Below are 25,357 nucleotides of genomic sequence, written 5' to 3' on the forward strand. Positions count from 1 at the left end.
TCATGCACTCTCACCTAATGAACGCACAACTTACAGAAATCATGCGCCTTATCACCAACCTGATCCGCACCGGCACTGTGACCGAGGTGGATCGGGCTAACTGGCTATGCCGGGTGAAAGTGGGCGAGCTTGAAACCAACTGGATTAACTGGCTGACGCTGCGTGCCGGTGGCGCCCGTACATGGTGGTGCCCGTCGCCCGGCGAGCAGGTTGTGGTGCTCAGCATGGGCGGCAATCTGGAGACGGCTTTTGTGCTGCCCGCCATCTACTCGAGTCAGTTTGCGCCGCCGTCGGATTCTGTGGCCGGTTGCGTGACGGAGTACCCGGACGGGGGCTGGTTTGAGTATGAGCCTGCCAGCGGGCGGTGGTATGTCCGGGGCATCAAATCCATGGTGATCGAAGCGTCGGAAAACGTCACTTACAAAACGCCGAAGTTTATCGTCGAGGCAAGCGAAACCCTGATTAACAGCGATGTGGTTATTAAAGGCGGGGTCAGTGTTGAGACGAGTCAGGCCCGCATTAACGGTGATGTGGTGGTTAATGGGGGCGTCACACAGGGCGGAGGCAGCATGAGTTCTAACGGCGTGATCGTCGATAAGCACGCGCATTCTGGCGTGAAATCCGGCGGCGATATATCCGGAGGGCCGCAATGACACTTTATCTGGGGATGAGTCAGAAAACGGGGCGAGTGATCACGGATATAGAGCATTTGCGCCAGTCCGTACGCGATATTTTGATGACTCCGCAAGGTAGCAGGATAGCCCGCCGTGAATATGGTTCGCTGCTATTTGCCCTTATCGATCAGCCACAAAACCCAACGCTGCGGTTGCAGGTGATGGCTGCAATTTATACTGCATTGAGCCGTTGGGAGCCTCGTCTGGCACTGGATTCAATCGTGATTAACAGCAGCTTTGATGGCGCAATGGATGTCGATCTGACAGGACGGCGGACTGATGGTGCGCCAGTTTCATTCACCGTTTCGACAGGGGGCGAAAATGGCAGCCATTGATCTTTCGCAATTGCCTCCGCCACAAATAGTTGATGAGCCGGATTTTGAAACGCTACTGGCTATGCGTAAAGCCGCGTTTATTGCGCTTTATCCCGCGGATGAGCGAGAAGCTGTCCGGCGCACGCTCTCACTGGAATCAGAGCCTGTAACAAAGTTACTGCAGGAAAGCTCTTATCGTGAGTTGCTGCTACGTCAAAGAATTAATGAGGCAGCAAAGGCTGTGATGGTTGCTTATGCCAGCGGGAACGACCTTGAGCAGCTCGCAGCAAATTACAATGTGAACAGGCAGATCGTCAGTCCTGCTGATACTGATGCGGTTCCGCCGGTCGCGGCAGTCATGGAAGCCGATGAGGCTCTACGGCGAAGAACGCAATCAGCGTTTGAGGGGCTGTCCGTTGCTGGCCCGACAGCGGCATATAAGTTTCACGCAGTCAGTGCCGATGGCCGTGTTGCTGATGCCAGTGCGATTAGCCCGGCGCCTGCCGAAGTTGTGCTGACCGTCCTCAGTACGCAGGGGGATGGGACTGCAGCGCCTGATTTGCTTGCCGTGGTTGAAAGGGCATTGAATAGCGAGAATGTCAGGCCGGTTGCAGATCGCGTCACTGTAAGAAGTGCGCAGATTGTACCCTACAGTGTTGATGCAACGATTTATTTTTATCCAGGGCCGGAAGCGGAACCCATTATTGCTGCAGCAAAAGCAAGCTTGCAGAAATACATTGCCAGCCAGGGGCGACTGGGCCGCGATATCCGACGCAGCGCCATCTATGCTGCATTGCATGTTGAGGGCGTTCAGCGCGTGGAGTTGACGGCACCGGCGGCGGATGTGGTGCTGGACTTAACCCAGGCTGCATCCTGCACTGAATGGAGCGTAGCAAACGGGGGGACTGATGAGTAATAGCCTGTTGCCGCCGGGTTCATCGCCTCTTGAGCGCAAACTGGCGCAAGCCTGCAGCGGTATATCTGATCTGCGTGTGCCATTACGTGATTTGTGGAACCCGACAACTTGTCCTGCAAAATTTCTGCCTTATCTTGCCTGGGCATTTTCTGTTGATCGATGGGACGAACGCTGGCCGGAGGAAACGAAACGCGAAGTGGTGCGCAGTGCATGGTTTGTCCATAGCCACAAAGGCACGCGGGGGGTCATTCGTCGCGCTGTAGAGCCGTTGGGCTATGTGATTAATTTTCAGGAATGGTGGGAGGCCAATGATCCGCCAGGCACCTTTCGCCTGAATATTGGCGTGCTCGAAAGTGGTGTAACAGAAGAAATGTATCACGAAATGGAACGGCTAATTGCCGATGCCAAACCCGCCAGCAGGCATCTGATCGGACTCAATATTGTTCAGGATATTCCGGGCTACCTGTATGCCGGTGGCGTGGTGCATGACGGTGAAATTTATACGGTATATCCAGATATGGAGTTGTTACGATGAGCCAGAAATTTAAAACCCTGATCACTGCTGCAGGGATAATTAAGCTGGCAGCAGCTCTGCCACCGGGCGGTAAAAAAGTTGTGTTTACGACAATGGCTGTGGGTGATGGCGGCGGGCAACTTCCCGTACCTAATCCGAATCAGACGGCCCTTGTGCGGGAGGTTTGGCGGGCTGCGATTAACTCCATTACACAACATCCCAAATATCCCAACTGTATAGTGGCTGAGCTGATTGTGCCTGCTGAAGCAGGCGGATTCTGGATGCGAGAATTGGGTTTATTCGACGACGCAGGAGTGTTAATTGCTGTAGCCAATATGGCTGAAAGCTATAAGCCTGAACTTGCCGAAGGGTCTGGCCGTCAGCAGGTTGTGCGAATGGTTGTCGCGCTCAGTAATGTTGATGCTGTTGATTTGAGCATAGATAACTCGGCAGTGCTCGCAACAAAAGAGTACGTTGACGACGCACTCGACAAACACGCTAAATCACGCAATCACCCCGACGCAACACTGAACGAAAAAGGGTTTGTGCAACTGAGCAGTGCCACCAACAGCGACAGCGAGACGCTTGCCGCCACGCCTAAGGCGGTGAAGGTTGCCGTAGATGCGGGGAATGCTGCGAACCAGAACGCCGAGAAACGACTGCTCAGAGACAGTAATCTGGCCGATGTGCCGGATAAAGTTACTGCCCGCAAAAACATGGGGCTGGGAACGGCGGCACAATACGACGCGACCGCGTTTTTAAACGTCTGGAATAATCTGTGGGATTTGCCGGATAAAAATGCCGCCCGTTTAAATCTCGGCCTGGGGTCGGCGGCTGTCCGTCCCGCTACGGATTTTTTATCCACGAGCAGCAATCTGGGTGACGTGCCGAATAAAGCCGCCGCGTTGGAAAATCTCGGTGGTGTGCCGCGAACGCGAAAAGTAAACGGTCATTCCCTGGACAGTGATATGAGCGTTACTGCACAGGATATTTTTGAAGGCCAGGCGGCTTACATCCCTGCAGCCGCTAATTTGAATAGTTACCTAACGCCGGGATTGTATTATCAGCCTGCTAACATCAACGCCATTTCGGGGGCAAATTATCCCGAACCGAACGCAGGTTCACTGGAAATCTATAAAAGTGCCGGTGTCACTCAGATTTACCGTGTATATGCCGGTTCCCGTTCTTACATCCGCTCCTTTTACGACAAGGCGTGGTCTGTATGGGTTATGCAATACGACAAAGAAAACAGACCGACAGCGCAGGAAACTGGCGCTGTACCGGCTGCCGGGGGGAACGTCGGTTATCTTGATAACTCATTGCATTATGCGATAAAGCTGGGTACATGGGAGGGGGCGGGCTCTTTTGCCGGGCAGCTCAAACATTCAGAGGCGCCGTTTGCAATACCGCTATTTCATGCGGTCGGAAATGTTTATCTGCCGATGATTAAAGGTGTCGTGCAGACGAAAGACCTTGGTTATCAACTTGCTGCCAGCCTCGGAATTGCTACAAGCGGAAAAGCTGAGTTTCCGCAAATCCTGATCCACGGAATCACTGATGCTGGAACAGGGGCGGCATGGACATTCAATCCGAATGACGGAGCATTCTATAGCCCCGGCAATATTGGTTCAGGTGGCAGCATTAGTTCAGGTGGCAACGTTGTATCAACATTAGGGGTGTTTGAATCGGGGGGTAATGTGCGTGTTTACTCGTCGAATAATCCGCCACCGCAGCAAGACCTTTCGCAGTTCCCGAGCTATCAGTGGGTGCAGAATTACGCCATCCAGGATATCCGACTGGCGGGCGTTGAATATCAAGACGCCGGTGCAAATACAGGGCAACGTGTTGCACCTCCGGGCGCGGTGTTTGTTGGGTCGCAAGTGAATGGCAACTGGGATAATAACGAAGGTTTTTATATTACGTACATTCAAAAAATGATTACTGGCGCTTGGTATACAATCGGGAGGGTTTAATTATGGCTTTACAAAATATTAGAAATTTTAAATTAGCGAATCCGGCGACGCCTGAGCAATTGCATTTGAAAAATAAACTCGGCGTGATGTTTTTGAAATCAGACGACGGCCTGGACTGGTACGAGTGTCAAAAGCTGTTTCAGAGTGACACGATTAAATTGTGTTATGACGAAAAAAACATTATTCGCAGCATCAGCAGTGCTGACAGCGGGCATGATGTCTCGGGTTTATGGCCGGTGGGTTATAGCGTTGCTGAAGTCAAAAACACGACGGCAAACAGGCGCGCTGATATCCATGGGGGGTGGCTCTATATGGACGGCGAAATTGTCAGGCGTGAAGCGACACTGGAAGAGTTGATTGCCTCAGCAGAGGCCGAAAAACAAAGTCGCATAGCGCAAGCTAATGAATACATTAACAATAAACAATGGCCGGGCAAGGCTGCGATGGGGCGGCTAAAGGACACCGAAAAAGGGCAATATAACGAGTGGCTTGATTATCTTGATGCACTGGATGCCGTGGATACATCCTTTGCGCCAGAAATAGACTGGCCGGTAAAACTGGAATCAGCATAACCCGAATTTACTGCATCCGCCGGACGCGAGTAGCGACCGGCCTTTTGTACCATCGCGGCTGAGCATAATTTCTTTTGTACTGACCACGGCACAATCACGCTTACGTGCGAATCACGACCAACATCCTGAACATAAGAGCACCCCTGTAACAGAGAGGCTGAAAAATGGCTCAGGATTATCACCACGGCGTGCGCGTTGTCGAAATCAACGAAGGCACCCGCCCCATTACTACGGTAAGTACAGCTATTGTGGGCATGGTATGCACCGGCGATGATGCCGATGCGTCCGTGTTTCCCCTGAATAAACCGGTATTACTAACTGATGTATTGACTGCTAGTGGCAAAGCGGGAGAGTCCGGCACTCTTGCCCGTTCGTTGCAGGCTATTGCTGATCAGACAAAACCTGTGACGGTTGTCGTCCGTGTGGCCCAGGGAAAAACCGAGGAAGAAACAACGTCCAATATTCTTGGCGGCGCAACGCCTGATGGACAAAAAACGGGCATGAAAGCGTTGCTGTCTGCGCAGGCCCAGCTTGGTGTTAAACCGCGCATTCTTGGCGTTCCGGGACATGACACTAAAACTGTTTCGGCAGGGCTGCTGAGCATCGCTCAGAGCTTGCGTGGATTCGCTTACCTGTCTGCATACGGTTGCAAAACGATGGAGGAGGCTATCGCGTACCGGGATAACTTCGGGCAGCGTGAAGGGATGCTAATCTGGCCCGACTTCATCAATTTTGACACTGTGTTGAAAGCGGATGCCACGGCATTTGCCACCGCCCGTGCGTTAGGGTTGCGAGCAAAAATCGACGAGCAGACGGGCTGGCATAAAAGCCTGTCTAACGTTGCAGTCAACGGTGTTACCGGCCTTTCTGCGGATGTGTTTTGGGATCTACAGGACCCGGCGACGGATGCGGGCCTGCTCAACCAGAATGACGTTACCACGCTAGTCAGAAAAGACGGTTTTCGCTTCTGGGGTTCTCGCTGCCTCAGTGATGAACCGCTTTTCGCATTCGAAAGCTACACCCGCACAGCGCAGGTTCTGTCTGACACGATGGCCGAAGCGCACATGTGGGCTGTGGATAAGCCTCTGACCCCATCCCTTGCGCGAGACATTATCGAAGGTATCCGCGTAAAAATGCGCAGTCTTGTTAGCCAGGGCTATCTCATTGGGGGCCACTGCTGGCTGGATGATGCCGTGAACGACAAAGACACGCTCAAGGCCGGGAAGCTGTCGATTGATTACGACTACACACCAGTGCCACCGCTTGAAAACCTGATGTTGCGCCAGCGCATCACCGATCAATACCTGATGGATTTTTCCAGCCAGGTTCGCGCTTAAGGGGGCGTCATGGGATTACCACGTAAGTTAAAGCACATGAATATGTTCAATGACGGGAACAACTGGCAGGGCATCGCGGAGTCACTAACCCTGCCGAAGTATACCCGTAAGTTTGAAAAGTTCAGGGGCGGCGGAATGGCCGGGGCCGTTGATATTGATATGGGCCTGGACGATGGCGCACTGGATACAGAGTACACATTAGGCGGCACAGAATCGCTGGTATTCAAGCAGATCGGCAAAACGACAGTTGACGCTATTCAGACCCGTTTTACCGGCTCAATTCAGCGAGACGATACCGGTGAGGTTCAGACTGTTGAACTGGTGACACGTGGGCGCATTAAGGAAGTTGATTCCGGTGAATGGAAAACTGGCGAGAGCAGCACAACGAAAGTGAGCCTGACCAACAGCTACGCCAAGTTAACCATTAACGGTGAAGTGGTGTATGAGGTCGATCTGGTCAACATGATTGAAATCGTTGATGGGGTTGATCTTATGGAAGCGCATCGTGCTGCGTTGGGCCTCTGAACCAAATAACAGGCGCGGGAACCCGCGCCATTACTTAATTTTCGGGAAATAAAAATGACTGCAACCACGACTGAAAAGGCCGTAACCCTTGATACACCTATTAAACGCGGCAAGACAGAGATTAAAGAAGTTGTCCTGCGCAAACCATTATCCGGTGCGCTGCGCGGTACTCGTCTGCAGGCGCTGATGGATATGGATGTGTCGGCGATGATGACCGTTATTCCGCGCATTTCCACGCCAGCACTGACGCAGCAGGAAATGGCGGAAATGGACCCGGCGGACTTAACCACGCTGTCCGTTGAGGTGGTGACTTTTTTGTTGCCGAAGTCGGTGCTTGCCGGTTTACCGACAGCCTGACGGTTGACGATCTGGTGGCGGACATTGCCACCATCTTTCACTGGCCGCCGTCCGTCACTGATGTTATGCCGCTAACTGAGGTGCTGGAGTGGCGGTATAAAGCAATTCAGCGAAGCGGGGCCAGCGATGAGTGATAGCAACCTGCGCCTGCAGGTAGTTTTAAATGCGGTTGATAAACTCACCCGCCCATTCCGCGCAGCACAGTTCAGCTCTAAGGAGCTGGCTGGCGCCATCAAAAAAAGCCGTGATCAGCTAAAGAGCCTGAATGAACAGGCTGGCCGGATCGATGGATTCCGAAAGACCCGAACAGAACTTGAAAGGTCTAAAAGCAACCTTGAATCAGCCCGCCAGGGAGTTGCCGCACTGGCGCGGGCGTTTGCCGCAAGCAGTAACCCTACAAAAAAGCAGGCTAGGGAATTAGAGCAGGCAAAAAGGCGGGTTGGTCAACTGAGTGAAACATATAAAAACCTTCGCTTGTCTGTGCAGCGGCAGCGCCAGGCATTGGGTGAGGCGGGCATAGATACCAGAAGGTTGTCAGATGCCCAGCGCCGGTTAAAAGCAGACACGGAATCAGCCACACGCGCGCTCAAGCAGCAGCAGGAGCGGCTTAAATCTGCTGGCGAACGTCAGGCAAAGATGACTGCCGTTCGTGAAAAATATAATGCCAGAAACCAGCAGCGGGCCGTGATGGCCGGGCTGGGCTATACCTCCGTGGCGACCGGCCGCACGATGTTTAATGGTCTGAAAAATACACTGAGCGTGGGTTATGACTTTGACGCCATGATGAGTAAAACCCAGGCCGTGACTCGCATCCAGAATAAAGACGACCCGGAAATGGCCGCACTCAGGCATCAGGCCAGGACGCTGCCGTTACAGTCGAAATTTACCGATCTGCAGGTTGCGGAAGGACAGTATTTTCTGGGTCGTACAGGTTACAGCGCGAAGCAGATTCAGGGGGCTATGCCGGGGATGCTGAATCTGGCCGCTGCCGGTGATATCGATCTGGGGACAACGGCTGACATTGCATCGAATATCCAGACAGCAATGGGGATTCCTGCGGAGAAAATGGACCACGTCGCTGATGTGCTGACCGCGCTGTTTACCCGAAATAACGTTGATATTCCGATGTTGGGAGAGTCGCTGAAATATTCTGCCGGTGTTGGCCGGGAATATGGGCAGTCACTGGAAACCATTTCTGCGGCAACCGCGATGCTGGGGAGTGCCGGTATTCAGGGAAGCCAGGCGGGTACGACGATGCGCAGTATTTTGAGCCGTATCGGCACATCTAAAGCAGTTGCAGAATTAGGGGGGAGCACAAAAGACGAGAAAGGCAATATGCGGGATATGGTTGATATTCTGCGAGATATCAATTCAAAGACTTCAAAAATGGGCAACGTGGACCGCGGGCAAATATTTAAAGATATCGCCGGGCAGTACGCCGTGACGGGGTTTGGCGTTTTAATGCACGCAGCCGGTGATGGTTCGCTGGAGAAAATGCGCGGAGCGCCTGGGGAATATGACGGCGAAGCGGCGCGGGTATCGAAAACCATGCTGGATAACATGGCCGGTGATATGACCATGCTCCACGCCGCGCTGGAAAATATCAGCGTTGAGTTATTCGAGAAAAATAACGGCTGGCTGCGTGAGCTGACAAAATCAATTTCTGGCGTGCTGCATGGTGTTGCTGAATTTCTCAAGGCGCACCCAACGTTCAGTAAAGCCTTTGTCACCATCGGTGCGGTTGTTGCTGGCCTGACGGTTGCATTCGGCGGCGTGATGTTTGCCATTGTTGGGCTATTGGCCCCGTTAACACTGCTGCGTTTCCAGTTTGCGATGCTGGGGCTGAGAGGTGCGGGATCTTTGGGCCTGCTATCAAAAGCATTTAGCACAGTTGGTTCCGGCATCGTCTGGCTGGGCCGCCTGATGTTTGCTAACCCGATTCTGGCCGTGATTGGCCTGATAGCTGCAGGTGCGATTTACATCTGGCAGAACTGGGACACGCTGGGGCCAAAATTTAAAGCCATGTGGGATATGGTGTGTAACGCAACGTCTGCCGCGTGGGAGTGGATTAAAAACGCGGCCAGTGCTGCATGGGAGGGGATTAAGTCTCTGTTCTTCAATTACACCCTTCCGGGGCTGATCATGAAGAATTGGGATGCAATTAAGGCTGGCGTATTGGAAGCGTGGACAACGGTTAAGCAAACCATCAGCAACAAATGGGATGAGATCTTGGGTGATGTTGCCGCCATGCCAGCAAAATTCAAAGAGTACGGTAGTTCAATCATCGACTCGATACTGAATGGCATTAACGAGAAGTGGGAAGCACTGAAAAACAAACTTTCGTCGGTAACAAACTATCTGCCGGACTGGATGACGGGTAACGATAAAACCCCCGGTAAGCAGCCCATACAGATCATGCCAGGAGGTGCCGGGCCGACAATGGCGCCAGGGCCGAAGTATGCGGGCGCATATGACCGTGGCGGGTACATTCCAAAAGGGCAGTGGGGGATTGCCGGTGAAAACGGTCCTGAGATTATCAATGGCCCGGCTAATATCACCAGCCGTACACGGACGGCGGCGCTGGCTTCTGTGGTTGCCGGGATGATGGGGGTTGCATCAGTACCGGCGGAAGCGGCGCAGCTTCACCCAATGAGTTTGCCTGCTGCTTCTTACAACATTAAAGCTGACAAAGCCGCAGCTCCTGCGCCGGTCATGCACGTAGAAACTCACGCACCAATCACCATTTATACCCAGCCGGGGCAAAACGCGCAGGATATCGCGCGGGAGGTCGCTCGCCAGTTGAATGAGCGTGAAAGCAGGGCGAAAGCAAAAGCCCGCAGCAACTTTAGCGATCAGGGGGGCTACGAGCCATGATGATGATTCTGGGAATGTATGTGTTTCAACTGCGGACGATCCCTTATCAGGAATTGCAATATCAGCGCAGCTGGCGGCACGCAACAAACAGTCGCGTAAACCGCAGGCCGTCAACGCAGTATCTTGGCCCTGACAATGACACTCTGACGCTTTCGGGGGTTCTGTTACCGGAAATCACCGGCGGCAGGTTGTCACTGCTGGCGCTGGAGGTGATGGCAGAGCTGGGTAAGGCGTGGCCACTCATTGAGGGGAGCGGCACGATTTACGGCATGTTCATCATTGAAAGCATGAGTACAACCAGGACGGAATTTTTTGAAAGTGGTATGCCACGCCGGATTGAGTTCACCCTGACGCTAAAGCGTGTCGATGAATCGTTGACAGAAATGTTTGGTGATCTGAAAGACCAGCTAAGCAACCTCCAGGATTCTGCGGCTGCAGCGGCAGGTAAGCTGAAAAATGCCGTTGGGGGATTATTGTCGTGAACTTTGATTTATTAAATCTGAACAGCAAAACCCCGGCTTTCAGCATCATTATTGAGGGCAAGGATGTTACTACGGTGATGGATGAGCGCCTTATGAGTCTGACGCTGACGGATAACCGGGGCTTTGAGGCTGACCAGCTCGATCTGGAGCTTGACGACGCGGACGGAAAAATAGTCCTGCCGCGGCGTGGGGCAGTAATCAATTTTGCTCTCGGCTGGAAGGGGCAGCCGCTGTTTCCAAAGGGGGCTTTCACTGTGGATGAGATTGAGCACAGCGGGGCGCCGGATAAGTTAACTATCCGCGCCCGTAGTGCGGATTTTCGGGAAACGCTGAACACCCGCCGGGAAAAATCGTGGCATAAAACAACGGTCGGGGATGTAGTCAGGGAAGTTGCTGCGAGACACAAGCTGAAAATGGCGCTGGGAAAAGATGTGGCCGGAAAGTCTGTAGAGCACATGGATCAGACCAATGAAAGCGACGCCAGTTTTTTAATGAAGCTGGCCCGCCAGTATGGGGCTATCGCCTCCATAAAAGATGGCAACCTGCTCTTTATCCGGCAGGGGCAGGGAAGAACGGCGAGCAGTAAGCCGCTGCCTGTCATCACGATTACACGGCAGGCCGGGGACGGGCACCACTTCACCCTGGCTGACCGGGGAGCTTACACGGGCGTTATTGCGAGCTGGCTTGATACGAAGGAGCCACAAAAAAAAGAAACTGCCACGGTTAAGCGCCGGAGAAAAAAGGCCAAGCCAGAGCCAACCGAGGCGGAAAAAGCAGAGAAAAAACAGGGCGATTATCTAGTAGGAACGGATGAAAATGTCCTGGTGCTGAGTCGTACCTATGCAAGCCGGGGAAATGCCGAGCGGGCGGCCAAAATGCAGTGGGAGAGGCTGCAGCGCGGTGTGGCTTCGTTTTCTCTGCAATTGGCGGAAGGGCGTGCTGATCTCTATACCGAAATGCCGGTGAAAGTTTCAGGGTTTAAGCAGCCTATTGATGATGCTGAATGGACGATTACAACCCTGACTCATAGCGTTAGTGCTGATAGTGGATTTACTACCAGTATTGAGTTTGAGGTGAAGATAGATGATTTATAAATGGAATGATTGTTCACAAAATGGGTTTGTGATGTATCATTGTGTGATTGATAGGGCGGCAGGAGAAAAGTGGTTATGATGAATTGTCCGAAATGTGGACATGCGGCACATACTCGGAGTAGCTTCCGGGTTTCCGACACCACTAAGGAGCGTTACTGCCAGTGCCAAAATGTTAATTGCGGCACCACCTTTGTCACTCATGAAACGGTAGTACGGTTTATTGTTACCCCAGGACTAGTCGATCACGCTCCACCTCATCCACTAAATGGAGGTCAGGGGCATATGAATTTTTGACAAACTAACCCGCTTCGGCGGGTTTTTTTATTGGGCATGGTTAAAATCCTGCTGCCATTTTGCTGCCAATGAATAATCAGCAAACAAAAAAGCCACTCGCTAGAGTGGCTTAATTATATGATTTTAAATCTAAAATTTGGTGGCCCCTGCTGGACTTGAACCAGCGACCAAGCGATTATGAGTCGCCTGCTCTAACCACTGAGCTAAGGGGCCGTGGCGCTGAATTATAATGTAACTGGCGGTGACGATCCAGCGCTTAAGTGACGTGTGCTTGTTTTATAAACAATGGCTAATCAATCCCTTATACTTCCTACTCCATTCATTCAGCTGAGAAATACAATGGTTAGCGATATCCTTCAGCCTGACCTTCGGGTCGTGTTCTGCGGTATTAATCCGGGAAAATCATCCGCTCATCTCGGGCTGCCTTTTGCGCATCCTGCCAATCGCTTCTGGAAAGTGCTTCACCTCGCGGGTTTTACGGACCGACAGCTCAAGCCTGAGGAGGCACAGCTGTTGCTTTCCTACGGCTGCGGCGTGACGAAACTGGTGGAGCGGCCAACCGTGCAGGCAAACGAAGTGGCGCTGCAGGAGCTGCGTGCCGGAGGGCGAGAGCTGATTACAAAGATGCAGGAGTACCATCCGGGAGCGCTGGCGATTCTGGGTAAGCAGGCGTTTGAGCAGGCTTTCAGGCAGCGTGGTGTGAAATGGGGCAGGCAGGAGATTACCCTTGGTGATACCGAGGTGTGGATTTTGCCTAATCCAAGCGGCTTGAGCCGCATCACGCTGGATAATCTGGCTGAGGCTTATAGAGAGCTGAATGAGTCGTTGACGGTGCGTGGGCGGTAAATAAGGTGTTGCCGTTTTCCCTCACCCCGGCCCTCTCCCAGAGGGAGAGGGGGGATAAAAAGAAGCTTCCAGAGGGAGAAGGGGGATAAAAAGAAGCTTCCAGAGGGAGAAGGGGAATTAAAAGAAGCTCCCGGAGGGAGAGAGGGAATGAAAAGAAGTGTCCGGAGGGAGACTGGAAAAAGCGCTTTGAAAAACGACAGTGCCCAGAAATTCAAGGCAAAAAAAAGCTCCCTGGCGGGAGCTTTTCAATTTTTGGCACCGATTAATCGTCCAGGAAGCTACGCAGGACTTCAGAGCGGCTTGGGTGGCGCAGTTTGCGCAGCGCCTTCGCTTCAATCTGACGGATACGTTCGCGGGTAACGTCGAACTGTTTACCCACTTCTTCCAGCGTGTGGTCGGTGTTCATGTCGATACCGAAGCGCATACGCAGGACTTTCGCTTCACGCGCAGTCAGGCCAGCCAGAACGTCGTGCGTTGCGGAACGCAGGCTTTCGGAGGTGGCAGAATCCAGCGGCAGCTCGAGGGTAGTGTCCTCGATGAAATCACCCAGATGCGAATCTTCATCGTCGCCGATTGGCGTTTCCATGGAGATAGGCTCTTTGGCAATTTTCAGCACTTTACGGATTTTGTCTTCCGGCATCAGCATACGCTCGGCTAACTCTTCCGGCGTTGGCTCACGGCCCATCTCCTGCAGCATCTGGCGCGAAATACGGTTGAGCTTGTTGATGGTCTCAATCATGTGCACCGGAATACGGATGGTACGCGCCTGGTCGGCGATGGAACGGGTGATAGCCTGACGGATCCACCAGGTTGCATAAGTTGAGAACTTATAGCCACGGCGGTATTCAAACTTATCAACGGCTTTCATCAGGCCGATGTTGCCTTCCTGAATCAGGTCGAGGAACTGCAGGCCACGGTTGGTGTATTTCTTAGCGATAGAAATAACCAGACGCAAGTTGGCTTCAACCATCTCTTTCTTCGCACGGCGCGCTTTCGCTTCACCAATGGACATGCGACGGTTGATGTCTTTTACCTGCTCGATGGTCAGGCCGGTCTCTTCTTCGATCTGCTGCAGCTTCTGCAGGCTGCGGTGAACGTCTTCGGACACTTCATGCAGCTTCTCAGACCACGGCTTGTTCATCGCAATGGCCGCGTTGAACCAGGTTTCGCTGGTTTCGTTGCCGGTGAACAGCGTGATGAAGTTTTTCTTCGGCATTTTGCACTGCTCAACGCACAGCTTCATGATGATACGTTCTTGGGTACGAACGCGGTCCATCATGACGCGCATGCTGTTGACCAGGTAGTCGAACTGTTTTGGCACCAGGCGGAACTGTTTGAACACTTCAGACAGCTGCAGGATCTCCGCGGCGGCGTCAGCGTGGCTGCGGCCTTTCGCTTTGATGGTGTCGCGAGTCAGTTCGTACTGCTTACGCAGCTCACCAAATTTTTCGCGCGCCAGTTCCGGGTCGATGCTGTTGTCATCGTCGGAGCTGTCGTCGTCAGACTCTTCGTCTTCGTCCTCATCGTCGTCCATCTCTTCCTGAGAGAGTTCGGAGCCGACATGGGTTGCGGTTGGCGCGAGATCTTCTTCCGCGTTCGGGTCAACAAAGCCGGTGATAAGGTCGGACAGGCGAGCTTCTTCAGCTTCAACGCGATCGTACTGCTCCAGCAGATAGGTGATCGCTTCCGGGTACTCGGCAACCGAGCACTGTACCTGGTTGATACCGTCTTCGATACGCTTCGCGATATCGATCTCACCCTCACGGGTTAACAGTTCAACGGTCCCCATTTCGCGCATGTACATACGCACGGGGTCGGTGGTACGTCCAATTTCGGACTCCACGCTGGACAGCACCTGGGCAGCCGCTTCTTCCGCGTCTTCATCGGTGTTGTTAGAGTTTTCAGCAAGCAAAAGATCATCGGCATCAGGGGCTTCTTCCATCACCTGAATGCCCATGTCGTTGATCATTTGGATGATGTCTTCGATCTGATCGGAGTCGACGATATCTTCCGGCAGATGGTCATTGACCTCGGCATAGGTCAGATAGCCTTGCTCCTTACCACGTTGGACAAGAAGCTTGAGCTGTGACTGCGGGTTTTGCTCCATAAGACGGTATCCACACTTCAGTATTAGGGTTGTGTCGGTAGGCGTTGCCGCCAACAATAACGTACGAGGGCTGATTTATTTTTATGCCGCAGCCCGTCCGTGCGGCGTTCGGGGGTGACCCGATCAATGTTCGGCAGTTAAGCCGCGAATCTATTTTTTGGCGCGCGACTGCGTGATCACGCGGACTTCTTCACGCTCCGCCGGGGTCAGCCCCGTCGTTCTGGAACGTGCCATTAATTCTTCAAATCTCAGCTCCAGCGCCGACTCAAAAAGATGGTCCAGCGAGTCGGTGAACGTTTTTTCAGCAATGTCCTTATCTGCTATATCGTCCCACGCCGAGAGTTTTTCAAGGGTCGTGGCCTCATTTGTGCCACGATATTGTTCCAGTAGCTGCCCGGTTGTCAGCCCCGGATGCGCCAGACAGGCGTCAACCAGGCCGCTAAACAGCGTTAAACCCGGCAGTTTTGCGGCATCCAGCCCGCTTAGTGGCGGGACCAGTGGAGCCAGTTCCGGATTCTGTACCAATAACCCTATCAGTATACGCATGGTTGTGCGTTTTAGCTGAGGCGCCGGACGAGGTGTTGCCCCCTCGACCTGTTTAGGCATCAGCTTTTCAAGCTGGCTGTCGTCCAGAATACCGAGCTTGTTGCCCAGCTCCTGGCGCAGATAGATACGCAGCGTTTCGCCGGGTACCTGACTAATCAGCGGCAGAGCCAGCGTGCTTAGCCGCGCTCTTCCGTCTGGCGTACTCAAATCAACCTGCGGCAGCAGGCTGTTAAACAGGAACGTGGAGAGCGGCTGAGCCTGCTCCATCCGCGCTTCAAACGCGTCCTTTCCTTCTTTGCGCACCAGCGTATCCGGGTCTTCGCCATCGGGCAGGAACATAAACCGCAGCTGACGACCGTCCGTCATATAAGGTAGCGCAGTTTCCAGCGCTCGCCATGCCGCGTCTCGTCCCGCGCGATCGCCGTCATAACAGCAGACGACGTTATCTGTCACCCGGAACAGCAACTGAATATGATCGGCGGTTGTGGAGGTGCCCAGGGAAGCGACGGCGTAGGAAATGCCGTACTGCGCCAGCGCCACCACATCCATATATCCTTCGACTACCAGAAGGCGTGCCGGTTCCGGCTGGCTCTGCTGGGCTTCATACAGGCCATACAGCTGGCGGCCTTTGTGAAAAATGTCGGTTTCCGGGGAGTTCAGGTATTTTGGCAGGGCATCGCCCAGCACGCGTCCACCAAACCCGATGACCCGGCCGCGTTTATCGCGAATCGGGAACATGACCCGCTCGCGAAAACGGTCGTAACTACGGCCCTGGTCGTTGGTGACCAGCATGCCTGCGTCCGTCAGTGCCTGGCGGTTTTCGCTGTTGCCGCCAAAGCGTTTAAGCGCATTATCCCAGCCGGGTGGCGCATAGCCGATAGCGAAATGGCTAATGACTTCATCGCTCAGGCCACGCTTGCCCAGATACTGGCGCGCCGGTTCTGCGGCGGGCTGCTTCAGGGACTGCTGATAAAAGGCGTTCAGGCCGTCCATCAGTTGATACAGGCTTTGGCGCTGGTGCCGTTCGATCTGGCTTGGGCCGTTGCCCGCTTCGTACGGCACTTCAAGGTTGTGCATGGTCGCCAGCTCTTCAACGCTTTCGACAAACTCGAGCTTGTCGTAGTTCATCAGAAAGTCGAGGGCGTTACCGTGTGCGCCACAGCCAAAGCAGTGGTAAAACTGTTTATCACCATTCACGGTGAAAGAGGGGGTTTTCTCGTTATGGAATGGACAGCATGCGTGGTAGTTCTTGCCCTGCTTTTTCAGCTTCACGCGAGCATCGATCAGGTCGACGATGTCGGTGCGAGCGATCAGGTCATTGATAAAAACACGCGGGATTCGTCCAGCCATAGGCCCCATGCTATATCCGTCATCTCTCAGGCGGTGGCCTAAAAGCTCAGGGATATGTCAGTTTATAAACGAGAATAAGCCGCGCATTCCTTTCGGAAGCACGGCCTTATAACTACTACTCAGTCTGAAGTTGAGGAGTGAATCCTCAGAAGATTAGTACAGACGAGTGCGGCGTGCGTTTTCGCGAGCCAGTTTCTTCGCGTGGCGTTTCACAGCAGAAGCTTTAGCGCGCTTACGTTCGGTCGTTGGTTTTTCATAGAACTCACGACGACGGACTTCCGCCAGAACGCCTGCTTTCTCGCAGGAACGCTTGAAGCGACGCAGTGCTACGTCGAACGGCTCGTTTTCACGTACTTTAATTACCGGCATGTAACTCTCACCTTTAATAATTCGGTTTGCCGCTGGCATACAGGCCAGCTTAATTCAAAATGGTGCGGAATTTTACTGCAACTCTTGCTGCTTTGTAAAGCACCGAACGACCAGAAACCTGGCTTTTAGGGCCGGTATCTTCCAGGGCCGCAGATTATACACCATAAGGTGCACCCAGGGGCAGCAAAGTTTTACAAAGGAAGCCACCGGGATTAAACTTCGCGCCGGGCCAAAGAGGTAAAACAAGCCATGCGTGTACTGGGAATCGAAACATCCTGTGATGAAACCGGCATCGCCATTTATGACGATGAGAAAGGGTTATTAGCCAACCAATTGTATAGTCAGGTGAAACTGCATGCTGACTACGGCGGCGTGGTGCCGGAGCTGGCCTCCCGCGATCACGTTCGCAAGACTGTGCCGCTTATCCAGGCTGCCCTAAAAGAGGCTGGATTAACCGCCAAAGATATCGACGGCGTGGCGTACACCGCCGGGCCGGGTCTGGTTGGCGCGCTGCTGGTTGGCGCAACCATCGGTCGCTCGCTGGCGTTTGCCTGGGATGTGCCTGCCGTGCCGGTACATCACATGGAAGGCCACCTGCTGGCCCCGATGCTGGAAGACAACCCGCCAGAATTCCCGTTTGTCGCGCTGTTGGTTTCCGGCGGCCATACTCAGCTCATCAGCGTTACCGGGATTGGTAAATATGAACTGCTGGGCGAGTCTATCGACGATGCGGCCGGTGAGGCTTTTGATAAAACCGCTAAGCTGTTGGGGCTTGATTACCCTGGCGGGCCGTTGCTTTCTAAAATGGCGGCTCAGGGCACGCCGGGACGCTTTACCTTCCCACGTCCGATGACCGATCGTCCCGGCATGGATTTCAGCTTCTCTGGCCTGAAAACCTTCGCGGCAAACACCATTCGCGATAACGACGCGGACGATCAGACCCGCGCGGATATCGCCCGCGCCTTTGAAGATGCGGTGGTGGATACGCTGGCCATTAAATGTAAACGTGCACTTGAGCATACCGGCTTTAAACGTCTGGTGATGGCGGGCGGCGTGAGCGCCAACCGCACTCTGCGCGCTAAGCTGGCCGAGATGATGACTAAACGCCGCGGCGAAGTGTTTTACGCGCGGCCGGAGTTTTGCACCGATAATGGTGCCATGATCGCCTATGCCGGGATGATTCGCCTCAAAGCCGGTACTTCTGGCGAGCTGAGCGTTAGCGTGCGTCCTCGCTGGCCGCTGGCAGAGTTACCCGCCGCCTGATAAGCAAACTAAAAGGAGCGTTTAACCGCTCCTTTTTTTGTTTCTGAACCCCTTTCCTGCAAGTCATATTCTGCAACAAACGAAAGCCAAATTAGCCCGGTACTTTCGGCGCACAATCCGGCACTCTAAGGTGATACCCGACTGAACCTGGAGAACGTTGTGTCCGATATCCTCAGCAAAATTATCGCCGTTAAGAATGAAGAAATTGCCACCGCCAAAAAAGCGATTTCCCTGAGCCAGCTTGCCGAACAGGCCGCCGCACAGAACCACCGTGATTTTGTTGCCGCGCTCCGCCACAAGCGTGATGCGGGCCTGGCGGGGGTGATTGCCGAAGTGAAAAAGGCTAGCCCGTCGAAAGGCTTAATCCGCGAAAATTTCAATCCTGCGGAGATAGCCGTTTCTTACCAACAGGGCGGGGCTGCCTGTTTATCGGTACTGACTGACGAACAGTTTTTCCAGGGAAGCGCGGCATATCTGCAGCAGGCGCGAGCTGCCTGTGAGCTACCTGTTTTACGCAAAGATTTTATGATCGATCCGTGGCAGGTTGTGGAAGCCCGGGCGATGGGCGCGGATTGCATCCTGCTGATTGTTTCTGCGCTTGAAGACAGCCAGATGCAGGAACTTGAAGCCCAGGCGCACGAGCTGGGCATGGCGGTGTTGGTAGAAGTACACGACGCCGATGAATTGGAACGTTCGCTTCGGTTGACCACGCCGCTTATTGGTGTGAATAACCGTAATTTGCGCACCTTCGAGACCACGATAGAAACGACCATCAGCCTGTTGGCACAGTTGCCGGCAGATCGCATGGTTGTGACCGAGTCAGGCATCGCTACGCGCGAGCATGTCATTCGTCTGCGTGAAGCTAATGTGAATAATTTCCTTGTGGGTGAAGCTTTTATGCGGGCAGAAGAACCGGGTAAAGAACTGGCCGCGATGTTTTTCCCCGAGCGCTAAACGGCTGAGCGTTTGTTAAACCACGCCTAAAGCCCGCTGAGATAGCGGGCTTTTTTATTGATTTTTGCCAGGATTATGTTGATAAATGTCGTGCACTTAAAGTGCATAAAAAATGCAATTTATACAATAACGATAATGAGTGGGACAATATGAGCGATAAATGGTTAACAACGCTGGTAACTGACGATCCGCAGGCAGGGTATGAACTGGCGGTAACGCTGAGCCGTCGGGGAGTCAAAACCGTACAGCCAGACCCGGAAGTGCTGAAAAAGCTGCGTCCGGTCTACGCGAATGACGCAGATGCGCTGATTGCGTCATCTCAGGTGATAGCGATTCATTTCCAGACCATTGCGGCCGCGAATAATTACTGGAAGGCTTAGCATTTAGCTGATTTACCTAAGAATAAAGGAGTGATTTATCACTCCTTTATTGTTTCTGCGGGGCTCAAATAAGACAGGATTATTCAGACTCGTCTTTTTTCTTTTTCTTTTTAAATCGCGCCCAGATTTTCGTTTCCTGCCCTCGCCACAGGCGCTGAATATTGTCGTGATGGCGCATCAGGATCAGGCAGGAGAGCATCGCTACCGGGAAGGTAAACTGCGGTTTGAACCACCAGACATAAAACGGGGCTATCAGCGCGCTGATAATGGCGCCGAGGGAAGAATAGCCGCTCAGAAGTACGCTTAGCAGCCAGGTGCCCGCCATCACGCCGGTTAAATCCCAGCCGATAGGGGCAATGGCACCAAACGCCGTGGCGACGCCTTTTCCGCCTTGAAACTTAAAGAACACTGGCCAGATATGGCCCATGCAGGCGGCAATAGCAATCAGGCCAAGCCAGAAGGGGGTTACGCCCAGGGCCCAGGCCGCCCAGACCGGCAGCATGCCTTTCAGCACATCAAAAATTAGTACCGCTACGGCCGCACCTTTACCGCCAATACGCAACACATTGGTTGCTCCTGGGTTACCGGAGCCGCTCTCGCGTGGATCGGGGAGACCGGCAATGCGGCACACCAGAATGGCGCTAGAAATCGAGCCGCAAAGATACGCGAGGAGAATCATACCAGGCGCGATTGCACTCATAACGCTGTTCCATGTTGAAAGTGTCGAAGTCTTCTTTGCATCTGTGGATAATACGCATATTTCGCCGGAAGTGGTATCCGGCATGACTAAAAACCGGGCAGGGCGTGATGGACATTGTATTTATAGAGCAACTTTCGGTAATCACCACCATCGGTGTTTATGACTGGGAACAAACCATTGAACAGAAGCTGGTGTTCGATATCGAAATGGCCTGGGATAACCGCCAGGCGGCGGGCAGTGATGACGTTAAGGATTGCCTCAGCTATGCGGATGTCAGCGAAGCCGTTTTGCAGCACGTCGGCGGCGGGCGTTTTGCGCTGGTGGAGCGTGTGGCTGAAGAGGTTGCGGAACTGCTGTTGACCCGCTTTAATTCTCCGTGGATTCGGTTAAAGGTGAGCAAGCCTGGCGCCGTTGCACAGGCCACAAATGTCGGTGTTATTATCGAGCGTGGCAATAATCTGAAACAAAGCAAATAATGGCCTGAGCGTTAAACCAAACGGCGACGTGCTGGTCTTATCAACGTATCTTTTGCGGCAGACGTAATTCGTGTGCCGTTTTTTGTGTTCGTTTTTCGGGATGAGGGGTAAGTGATGAGCGATTTACCAACGTTGGCGATTGCCGCCATTCTTGGCGTTGTGGAAGGGTTAACGGAGTTTTTACCGGTATCGTCTACCGGGCACATGATCATCGTAGGGCATCTTTTAGGCTTCGAAGGGCAAACCGCGGAAACCTTCGAAGTGGTTATTCAACTGGGTTCTATTCTCGCCGTGGTGGTGATGTTCTGGCGTCGCCTGTTTGGTCTGATTGGTATCCACTTTGGCCACCCTCCTGAGCATGAAGGGGTAGGTACTGGTCGTCTTTCTCTGATCCATATTTTACTGGGCATGATCCCGGCGGTCGTGCTGGGCCTTGTCCTGCACGATGCCATTAAATCGCTGTTTAACCCTGTTAACGTGATGTATGCCCTGGTGGTGGGTGGCGTGCTGCTGATTGCCGCCGAGTGCCTGAAACCCAAGGTGCCGCGTGCCGTAGGCGTGGACGACATCACCTATCGCCAGGCGTTTATGATTGGCTGCTTCCAGTGTCTGGCGCTGTGGCCGGGATTCTCTCGCTCCGGGGCAACGATTTCCGGTGGGATGCTGATGGGCGTTAGCCGCTATGCGGCCTCTGAGTTCTCATTCCTGCTGGCGGTGCCGATGATGATGGGGGCGACTGCGCTTGATCTCTATAAGAGCATCGGCTTCCTGACCATGGGCGACCTGCCGATGTTTGCCGTGGGCTTTGTCACGGCGTTCATCGTGGCGCTGGTCGCCATCAAAACCTTCCTGCAACTCATCAAGCGTATTTCGTTTATTCCGTTTGCGATTTACCGCTTTATTGTTGCCGCCGTGGTGTTCTTTATCTTCACCTAGTAACCTTCGCCCTCAGCCTTGCGGCTGGGGGCAGTTCGCTTCCTTCCAGGCTGCGACGGCCTTAATTCTCCGCTTCGTTAGCTCTTCACGAATGGCCGGGCCGCTGAAGCCTGCGTCTATCACTTCTTTATTCGTTACGTTCTGCGCTGCAATCCAGGCCGCGCGTAGCATTCTCCCCTGCGGATAATCGCTGGCCTCAAAGCCAGTACGCCCGCGCGCATCTGCTTCGCTGGTTAAGGCAATTTGCTCCACGCGTTGCGGCTTGCGCCAGGCATCAATGGCGTCGAACAGCTTGATCACCGTTTTGGGCTGCAAAATCGGGAAGGTGTGGATGAGGTCGTGGAATTCGGCGACCAGTTTGGCCAGATCACGAATCTCGTTTGGCACGCGCAGGCGGGTACAGAGTTGTTCCACAAGCTTAACGCCTGCCGGGCCGTGGCCGTGATGGCTGGGCCATTTCTCTTTTGGCGTCAGTCCTTTCCCCAGATCGTGACACAGCGTGGCAAAACGCACGTCCACTGCCGGGCTAAGCAGCGCGGCAATAGACAGGGTCATCAGCGTATGAATACCGGTGTCTATCTCCGGGTGCCATTTTGCCGGAGCAGGGACGCCGTAAAGCGCGTCGATTTCCGGGAACAGGACTTTCAGGGCGCCGCATTCGCGCAGTACGGAAAAAAAGACCTGCGGATTGCGGCTGGTCAGCGCATTCTCCGTCTCTTTCCACACGCGTTCGGCGGTTAGATGGGCAATTTCGCCGTTGTCCGTCATGGATCGCATCAGGGCGAGCGTTTCTGGCGCTATCTGGAAATTAAGATGGGCATAACGTGCAGCAAAACGCGCCACGCGCAGCACGCGCAGCGGATCTTCATTGAAAGCCGGTGAAACATGGCGGAGCAGGCGACGCTCGATATCGGCAAGGCCGTTATACGGGTCGATAAGCTCGCCATTCTTATCCTGGGCAATAGCGTTGATCGTCAGGTCGCGGCGCAGGAGATCCTGTTCGAGCGTGACGTCCGGTGCCGAATAGCAGGTAAAGCCGGTATAACCCTGGCCCGATTTTCTTTCGGTGCGGGCCAGCGCATACTCTTCGTGGGATTGCGGATGCAGAAACACCGGGAAGTCTTTCCCGACCTGTTCGTAGCCTTCATCCAGCATTTGCTGAGGCGTTGCCCCAACCACAACCCAGTCTTTATCCTTAACCGGCAGTTTTAACAACCCGTCACGAACCGCACCACCGACAAGATAAATCTTCACGCTTTACACCCCTGGCACCGTTATTGAACCACGAATGGTAAGTGTAGATGCGAGGGGGAATCAACGGCTAATGTACCGCCGTTAGTTCATCCAGCGGTCTTTCTTCTTGCGGCTTGGGATCATGTGCGGAAGCAGCAGGCCAATCAGCAAGCCAAACCCTGCCACGCCGCCGCCGTACATAAACCACTGCATGATGATGGCGCGCTGTTTGTCGTCAAGCTGCACGTTGGCGGCATCCACCTTTTTCTTGGCGACGATAAGCTGGTTCTTAAGCTGCTGATTTTCATCCTTCAAGCCCTTAATAACGCCGTCGCTCTGGGCCACTTTCTGCTGCATTTCAGCGGTACGCTGGTTCCAGGTCGTGTCGATGTTATTCAGCTTGTCGGTCAGCGTTTTGACCTGGTTTTCCAGATCTGGCACGCGGGTACGCAGGCTTGGGGTGGTGCTCAGCTGCGCGAGGGGGATCCAGGAGGTACGCCCGTTGCTGTCACGTACCTGGCCGTATTTAGTTTCTTCGTTGCTTTGCAGCAGTGTGACTTGTTCCCCTGCGTTGACGGTACCAACCAGGCGGTAGTTATCGCCCGGGCCGCTGCGGACCCAGGTATTTAATTCATCAGAGACATAACGTTTTTCTTCGGCATGAGCCACGACGGAAACGCTAAGGGAGAGCAAAGTGAGGCAAATCAGGCGTAATTTCTGCATTATTTCGTCGTTATTTTCATAAAGTGTGGAACGATAGTAGTGGCAACAGTCTGACGGCGCAATCCGTAAACCTGAATGAGAATCATCCTGATGTCAATTTGACCACCCGGCGTTCTGGCCCTACCGCAAATTCGCTACCCGACGGGGTATTTTGTCGTACTATTACAGACCTAATCGACGCTATTTAGTTCGCCAGGCGATCGCCTGGTGTGACGTAAACATAAGTAAAGAAGACATGGCCCAGGAAATCGAACTTAAATTCATCGTTAACCCCGCTGCACTTGACGCGCTGCGCGACAAATTAAATGCCCTGCCGGGCGAGCACAGCGACCCTCGTCAGTTGCTCAATATTTATTATGAAACAGCGGATAACCTGCTGCGCCGCCACGACATGGGGCTGCGTATTCGCGGTGATGCCGGGCAATACGAAATGACGATGAAAATCGCCGGGCGTGTGACCGGCGGGTTGCATCAGCGCCCTGAATACAACGTGGCGCTAAGCAAGCCAGATTTGGACCTTGCTTTGCTGCCAGCAGAAGTTTGGCCGGAAGGGCTGGACGTGGCGACTTTACAGGCCGACGTGAAGCCGCTGTTCAGCACGGATTTCGCGCGCGAAAAGTGGGTAGTTACTCACGGGGAAAGCCGTATTGAACTGGCGTTGGATCTGGGGGAAGTGAAAGCCGGTGAGCACCAGACTCCCATTTGCGAGCTTGAACTTGAGCTGCTGAGCGGTGAGACGGCGGATTTACTGGCTCTGGCGGAAAGCCTGGTCACAGAATCTGGCCTGCGTCAGGGTAGCCTGAGCAAGGCTGCACGGGGCTATCATCTGGCCCAGGGCAATGCGGTGCGCGAAGTGAAACCGCTGGGCGTGCTGTATCCGCCTGCTAAAGCCAGCGTTGAGCAAGGGCTGGAAGGTGCTCTGGAGCTGGCGCTCGCTCACTGGCTTTACCATGAAGAACTCTGGCTTAGCGGCGTGAAAGCGGCTAAGCAGCAGGTGGTTGATGCCGTAGGTCTCGTGCGTCATGCCCTCGCGCTTTTTGGCGGTATTATTCCAAGAAAAGCGAGTACCCACTTACGTGAGCAGCTGATTGCGCTCGAAGTACGCTTTGCCGGCGACGAAAAAGCCGAAGTGATTGTCTATAGCGCACAGGCAAGCAGCGCTAAGCTGGCGCTGACCCGCTGGCTGGTGGAGCGCCAGTGGCAGCCGTTCATTGATGAGAAAGGCCGCACGAAGCTGGATAGCTCCTTTAAACGTTTTGCTGATACGCATCTTTCCCGCCATGCGGCTGAGCTAAAAGACGCCTTCCAGCGCCCGCTGGGGGATGCATACGCAGACCAGCTGCCGCGCCTGGCGCGTGAAACGGATGCTATCCGCCTGCTGGCCGGAGTATACAGCGATGCGCAAACCCAGCCGTGGCTGGAAAACTGGCAGGGGCTGCGTCACGCCATCGTCACCCGCCAGCGCATAGAAATTGAGCACTACCGAAATGAAGCGATCTCGCAGGCGCCTTTCTGGCTGCACAGCGGGAAATAATAGACTGGTAACGG

At 53.8% G+C, this 25,357-nt stretch carries 27 protein-coding genes and 1 tRNA gene; 21 read left to right on the plus strand and 7 right to left on the minus strand.

The genetic code is table 11. The annotated features are described in order from the left end of the window. Positions 1-17 precede the first annotated feature (17 nt). From LH86_RS08185 to LH86_RS21985, 14 genes are all read left to right on the plus strand, one after another. A complete protein-coding gene (locus LH86_RS08185; protein ID WP_039300129.1) occupies positions 18-653 on the plus strand; it encodes a phage baseplate assembly protein V in 636 nt (211 codons plus the stop codon). After that, positions 650-1,009 (plus strand): GPW/gp25 family protein, encoded by a 360-nt coding sequence (locus LH86_RS08190; protein WP_039300131.1) that lies wholly within the window; start codon positions 650-652, stop codon positions 1,007-1,009. The genes LH86_RS08185 and LH86_RS08190 overlap by 4 nt, the downstream gene beginning before the upstream one ends. Continuing rightward, positions 996-1,904: a baseplate assembly protein gene (locus tag LH86_RS08195; protein WP_039300135.1), complete on the plus strand. Its 909-nt coding sequence runs from the start codon at positions 996-998 to the stop codon at positions 1,902-1,904. Before LH86_RS08190 ends, LH86_RS08195 begins: the two co-directional genes overlap by 14 nt. Further along, the gene (locus LH86_RS08200; RefSeq protein WP_039300138.1) at positions 1,897-2,439 is read left to right on the plus strand and encodes a phage tail protein I; all 543 of its coding nucleotides are present in this window, start codon (positions 1,897-1,899) and stop codon (positions 2,437-2,439) included. The genes LH86_RS08195 and LH86_RS08200 overlap by 8 nt, the downstream gene beginning before the upstream one ends. Beyond that, the gene (locus tag LH86_RS22790; protein WP_052045558.1) at positions 2,436-4,391 is read left to right on the plus strand and encodes a phage tail protein; all 1,956 of its coding nucleotides are present in this window, start codon (positions 2,436-2,438) and stop codon (positions 4,389-4,391) included. Before LH86_RS08200 ends, LH86_RS22790 begins: the two co-directional genes overlap by 4 nt. A 2-nt stretch (positions 4,392-4,393) precedes the next feature. Next, complete coding sequence (locus tag LH86_RS08210) at positions 4,394-4,963, plus strand: tail fiber assembly protein (RefSeq protein WP_039300141.1); 570 nt, start codon at positions 4,394-4,396, stop codon at positions 4,961-4,963. A gap of 164 nt (positions 4,964-5,127) precedes the next feature. After that, positions 5,128-6,300, plus strand: coding sequence for a phage tail sheath protein (locus LH86_RS08215; RefSeq protein WP_039300144.1), 1,173 nt, complete (start codon positions 5,128-5,130; stop codon positions 6,298-6,300). A gap of 9 nt (positions 6,301-6,309) precedes the next feature. Then, complete coding sequence (locus LH86_RS08220; protein WP_039300146.1) at positions 6,310-6,825, plus strand: phage major tail tube protein; 516 nt, start codon at positions 6,310-6,312, stop codon at positions 6,823-6,825. 54 nt (positions 6,826-6,879) lie between these two features. Continuing rightward, complete coding sequence (locus tag LH86_RS08225) at positions 6,880-7,182, plus strand: phage tail assembly protein (protein ID WP_039300148.1); 303 nt, start codon at positions 6,880-6,882, stop codon at positions 7,180-7,182. 14 nt (positions 7,183-7,196) lie between these two features. Next, entirely contained in the window at positions 7,197-7,316 is a 120-nt protein-coding gene (locus LH86_RS21980; protein WP_071842818.1) for a GpE family phage tail protein, read from the plus strand. Then, positions 7,309-10,056: a phage tail tape measure protein gene (locus tag LH86_RS08230; protein ID WP_039300150.1), complete on the plus strand. Its 2,748-nt coding sequence runs from the start codon at positions 7,309-7,311 to the stop codon at positions 10,054-10,056. Before LH86_RS21980 ends, LH86_RS08230 begins: the two co-directional genes overlap by 8 nt. Further along, positions 10,053-10,538, plus strand: a complete 486-nt coding sequence (locus LH86_RS08235) for a phage tail protein (protein ID WP_039300152.1) — start codon at positions 10,053-10,055, stop codon at positions 10,536-10,538. Before LH86_RS08230 ends, LH86_RS08235 begins: the two co-directional genes overlap by 4 nt. Further along, positions 10,529-11,632, plus strand: a complete 1,104-nt coding sequence (locus tag LH86_RS08240; protein ID WP_197061711.1) for a phage late control D family protein — start codon at positions 10,529-10,531, stop codon at positions 11,630-11,632. Before LH86_RS08235 ends, LH86_RS08240 begins: the two co-directional genes overlap by 10 nt. A gap of 75 nt (positions 11,633-11,707) precedes the next feature. Next, positions 11,708-11,926, plus strand: a complete 219-nt coding sequence (locus LH86_RS21985) for an ogr/Delta-like zinc finger family protein (RefSeq protein WP_071842819.1) — start codon at positions 11,708-11,710, stop codon at positions 11,924-11,926. Between the two features lie 137 nt (positions 11,927-12,063). Here the strand turns inward: LH86_RS21985 and LH86_RS08245 are convergent. After that, positions 12,064-12,139: transfer RNA gene (locus tag LH86_RS08245), tRNA-Ile, on the minus strand. A gap of 126 nt (positions 12,140-12,265) precedes the next feature. On the opposite strand from LH86_RS08245, the gene mug reads away from it, so the two are divergent. Next, positions 12,266-12,772 (plus strand): G/U mismatch-specific DNA glycosylase, encoded by a 507-nt coding sequence (gene mug / locus LH86_RS08250; RefSeq protein ID WP_039300159.1) that lies wholly within the window; start codon positions 12,266-12,268, stop codon positions 12,770-12,772. Between the two features lie 262 nt (positions 12,773-13,034). Here mug and rpoD read toward each other — a convergent pair whose 3' ends face one another. The 3 genes from rpoD to rpsU all read right to left on the minus strand — a co-directional run bounded on the left by rpoD (position 13,035) and on the right by rpsU (position 17,144). Continuing rightward, positions 13,035-14,879, minus strand: a complete 1,845-nt coding sequence (gene rpoD / locus LH86_RS08255) for an RNA polymerase sigma factor RpoD (protein ID WP_039300162.1) — start codon at positions 14,877-14,879, stop codon at positions 13,035-13,037. 150 nt (positions 14,880-15,029) lie between these two features. After that, complete coding sequence (gene dnaG / locus LH86_RS08260) at positions 15,030-16,775, minus strand: DNA primase (protein WP_039306006.1); 1,746 nt, start codon at positions 16,773-16,775, stop codon at positions 15,030-15,032. 153 nt (positions 16,776-16,928) lie between these two features. Beyond that, complete coding sequence (gene rpsU, locus LH86_RS08265) at positions 16,929-17,144, minus strand: 30S ribosomal protein S21 (RefSeq protein ID WP_001144069.1); 216 nt, start codon at positions 17,142-17,144, stop codon at positions 16,929-16,931. A gap of 249 nt (positions 17,145-17,393) precedes the next feature. Between rpsU and tsaD the strand changes: the two genes are divergently transcribed. The 3 genes from tsaD to LH86_RS08280 all read left to right on the plus strand — a co-directional run bounded on the left by tsaD (position 17,394) and on the right by LH86_RS08280 (position 19,741). Then, on the plus strand, positions 17,394-18,407 hold the full coding sequence (tsaD, locus tag LH86_RS08270; RefSeq protein ID WP_039300165.1) for a tRNA (adenosine(37)-N6)-threonylcarbamoyltransferase complex transferase subunit TsaD: 1,014 nt from the start codon (positions 17,394-17,396) through the stop codon (positions 18,405-18,407). Between the two features lie 159 nt (positions 18,408-18,566). Then, on the plus strand, positions 18,567-19,361 hold the full coding sequence (trpC, locus tag LH86_RS08275) for an indole-3-glycerol phosphate synthase TrpC (RefSeq protein WP_039300169.1): 795 nt from the start codon (positions 18,567-18,569) through the stop codon (positions 19,359-19,361). Positions 19,362-19,510: 149 nt separating this feature from the next. Continuing rightward, positions 19,511-19,741: a hexameric tyrosine-coordinated heme protein gene (locus LH86_RS08280; RefSeq protein WP_039306009.1), complete on the plus strand. Its 231-nt coding sequence runs from the start codon at positions 19,511-19,513 to the stop codon at positions 19,739-19,741. A gap of 79 nt (positions 19,742-19,820) precedes the next feature. Here the strand turns inward: LH86_RS08280 and plsY are convergent, their stop codons facing one another. Next, positions 19,821-20,441, minus strand: a complete 621-nt coding sequence (gene plsY, locus LH86_RS08285) for a glycerol-3-phosphate 1-O-acyltransferase PlsY (RefSeq protein WP_008460038.1) — start codon at positions 20,439-20,441, stop codon at positions 19,821-19,823. 107 nt (positions 20,442-20,548) lie between these two features. On the opposite strand from plsY, the gene folB reads away from it, so the two are divergent. Beyond that, positions 20,549-20,917: a bifunctional dihydroneopterin aldolase/7,8-dihydroneopterin epimerase gene (gene folB / locus LH86_RS08290; RefSeq protein ID WP_039300172.1), complete on the plus strand. Its 369-nt coding sequence runs from the start codon at positions 20,549-20,551 to the stop codon at positions 20,915-20,917. A gap of 114 nt (positions 20,918-21,031) precedes the next feature. Continuing rightward, a complete protein-coding gene (gene bacA / locus LH86_RS08295; RefSeq protein WP_039300175.1) occupies positions 21,032-21,853 on the plus strand; it encodes an undecaprenyl-diphosphate phosphatase in 822 nt (273 codons plus the stop codon). A gap of 12 nt (positions 21,854-21,865) precedes the next feature. Here the strand turns inward: bacA and LH86_RS08300 are convergent, their stop codons facing one another. Both LH86_RS08300 and LH86_RS08305 read right to left on the minus strand, forming a co-directional pair. After that, complete coding sequence (locus LH86_RS08300; protein ID WP_039300178.1) at positions 21,866-23,107, minus strand: multifunctional CCA addition/repair protein; 1,242 nt, start codon at positions 23,105-23,107, stop codon at positions 21,866-21,868. Between the two features lie 81 nt (positions 23,108-23,188). Next, positions 23,189-23,809: a TIGR04211 family SH3 domain-containing protein gene (locus LH86_RS08305; protein WP_039289986.1), complete on the minus strand. Its 621-nt coding sequence runs from the start codon at positions 23,807-23,809 to the stop codon at positions 23,189-23,191. A 235-nt stretch (positions 23,810-24,044) separates the two neighbouring features. On the opposite strand from LH86_RS08305, the gene LH86_RS08310 reads away from it, so the two are divergent. Beyond that, positions 24,045-25,343: an inorganic triphosphatase gene (locus tag LH86_RS08310; protein WP_039300180.1), complete on the plus strand. Its 1,299-nt coding sequence runs from the start codon at positions 24,045-24,047 to the stop codon at positions 25,341-25,343. Positions 25,344-25,357: the final 14 nt, after the last annotated feature.

Source organism: Cedecea neteri, from assembly GCF_000758325.1.
Classification (GTDB): domain Bacteria; phylum Pseudomonadota; class Gammaproteobacteria; order Enterobacterales; family Enterobacteriaceae; genus Cedecea; species Cedecea neteri_B.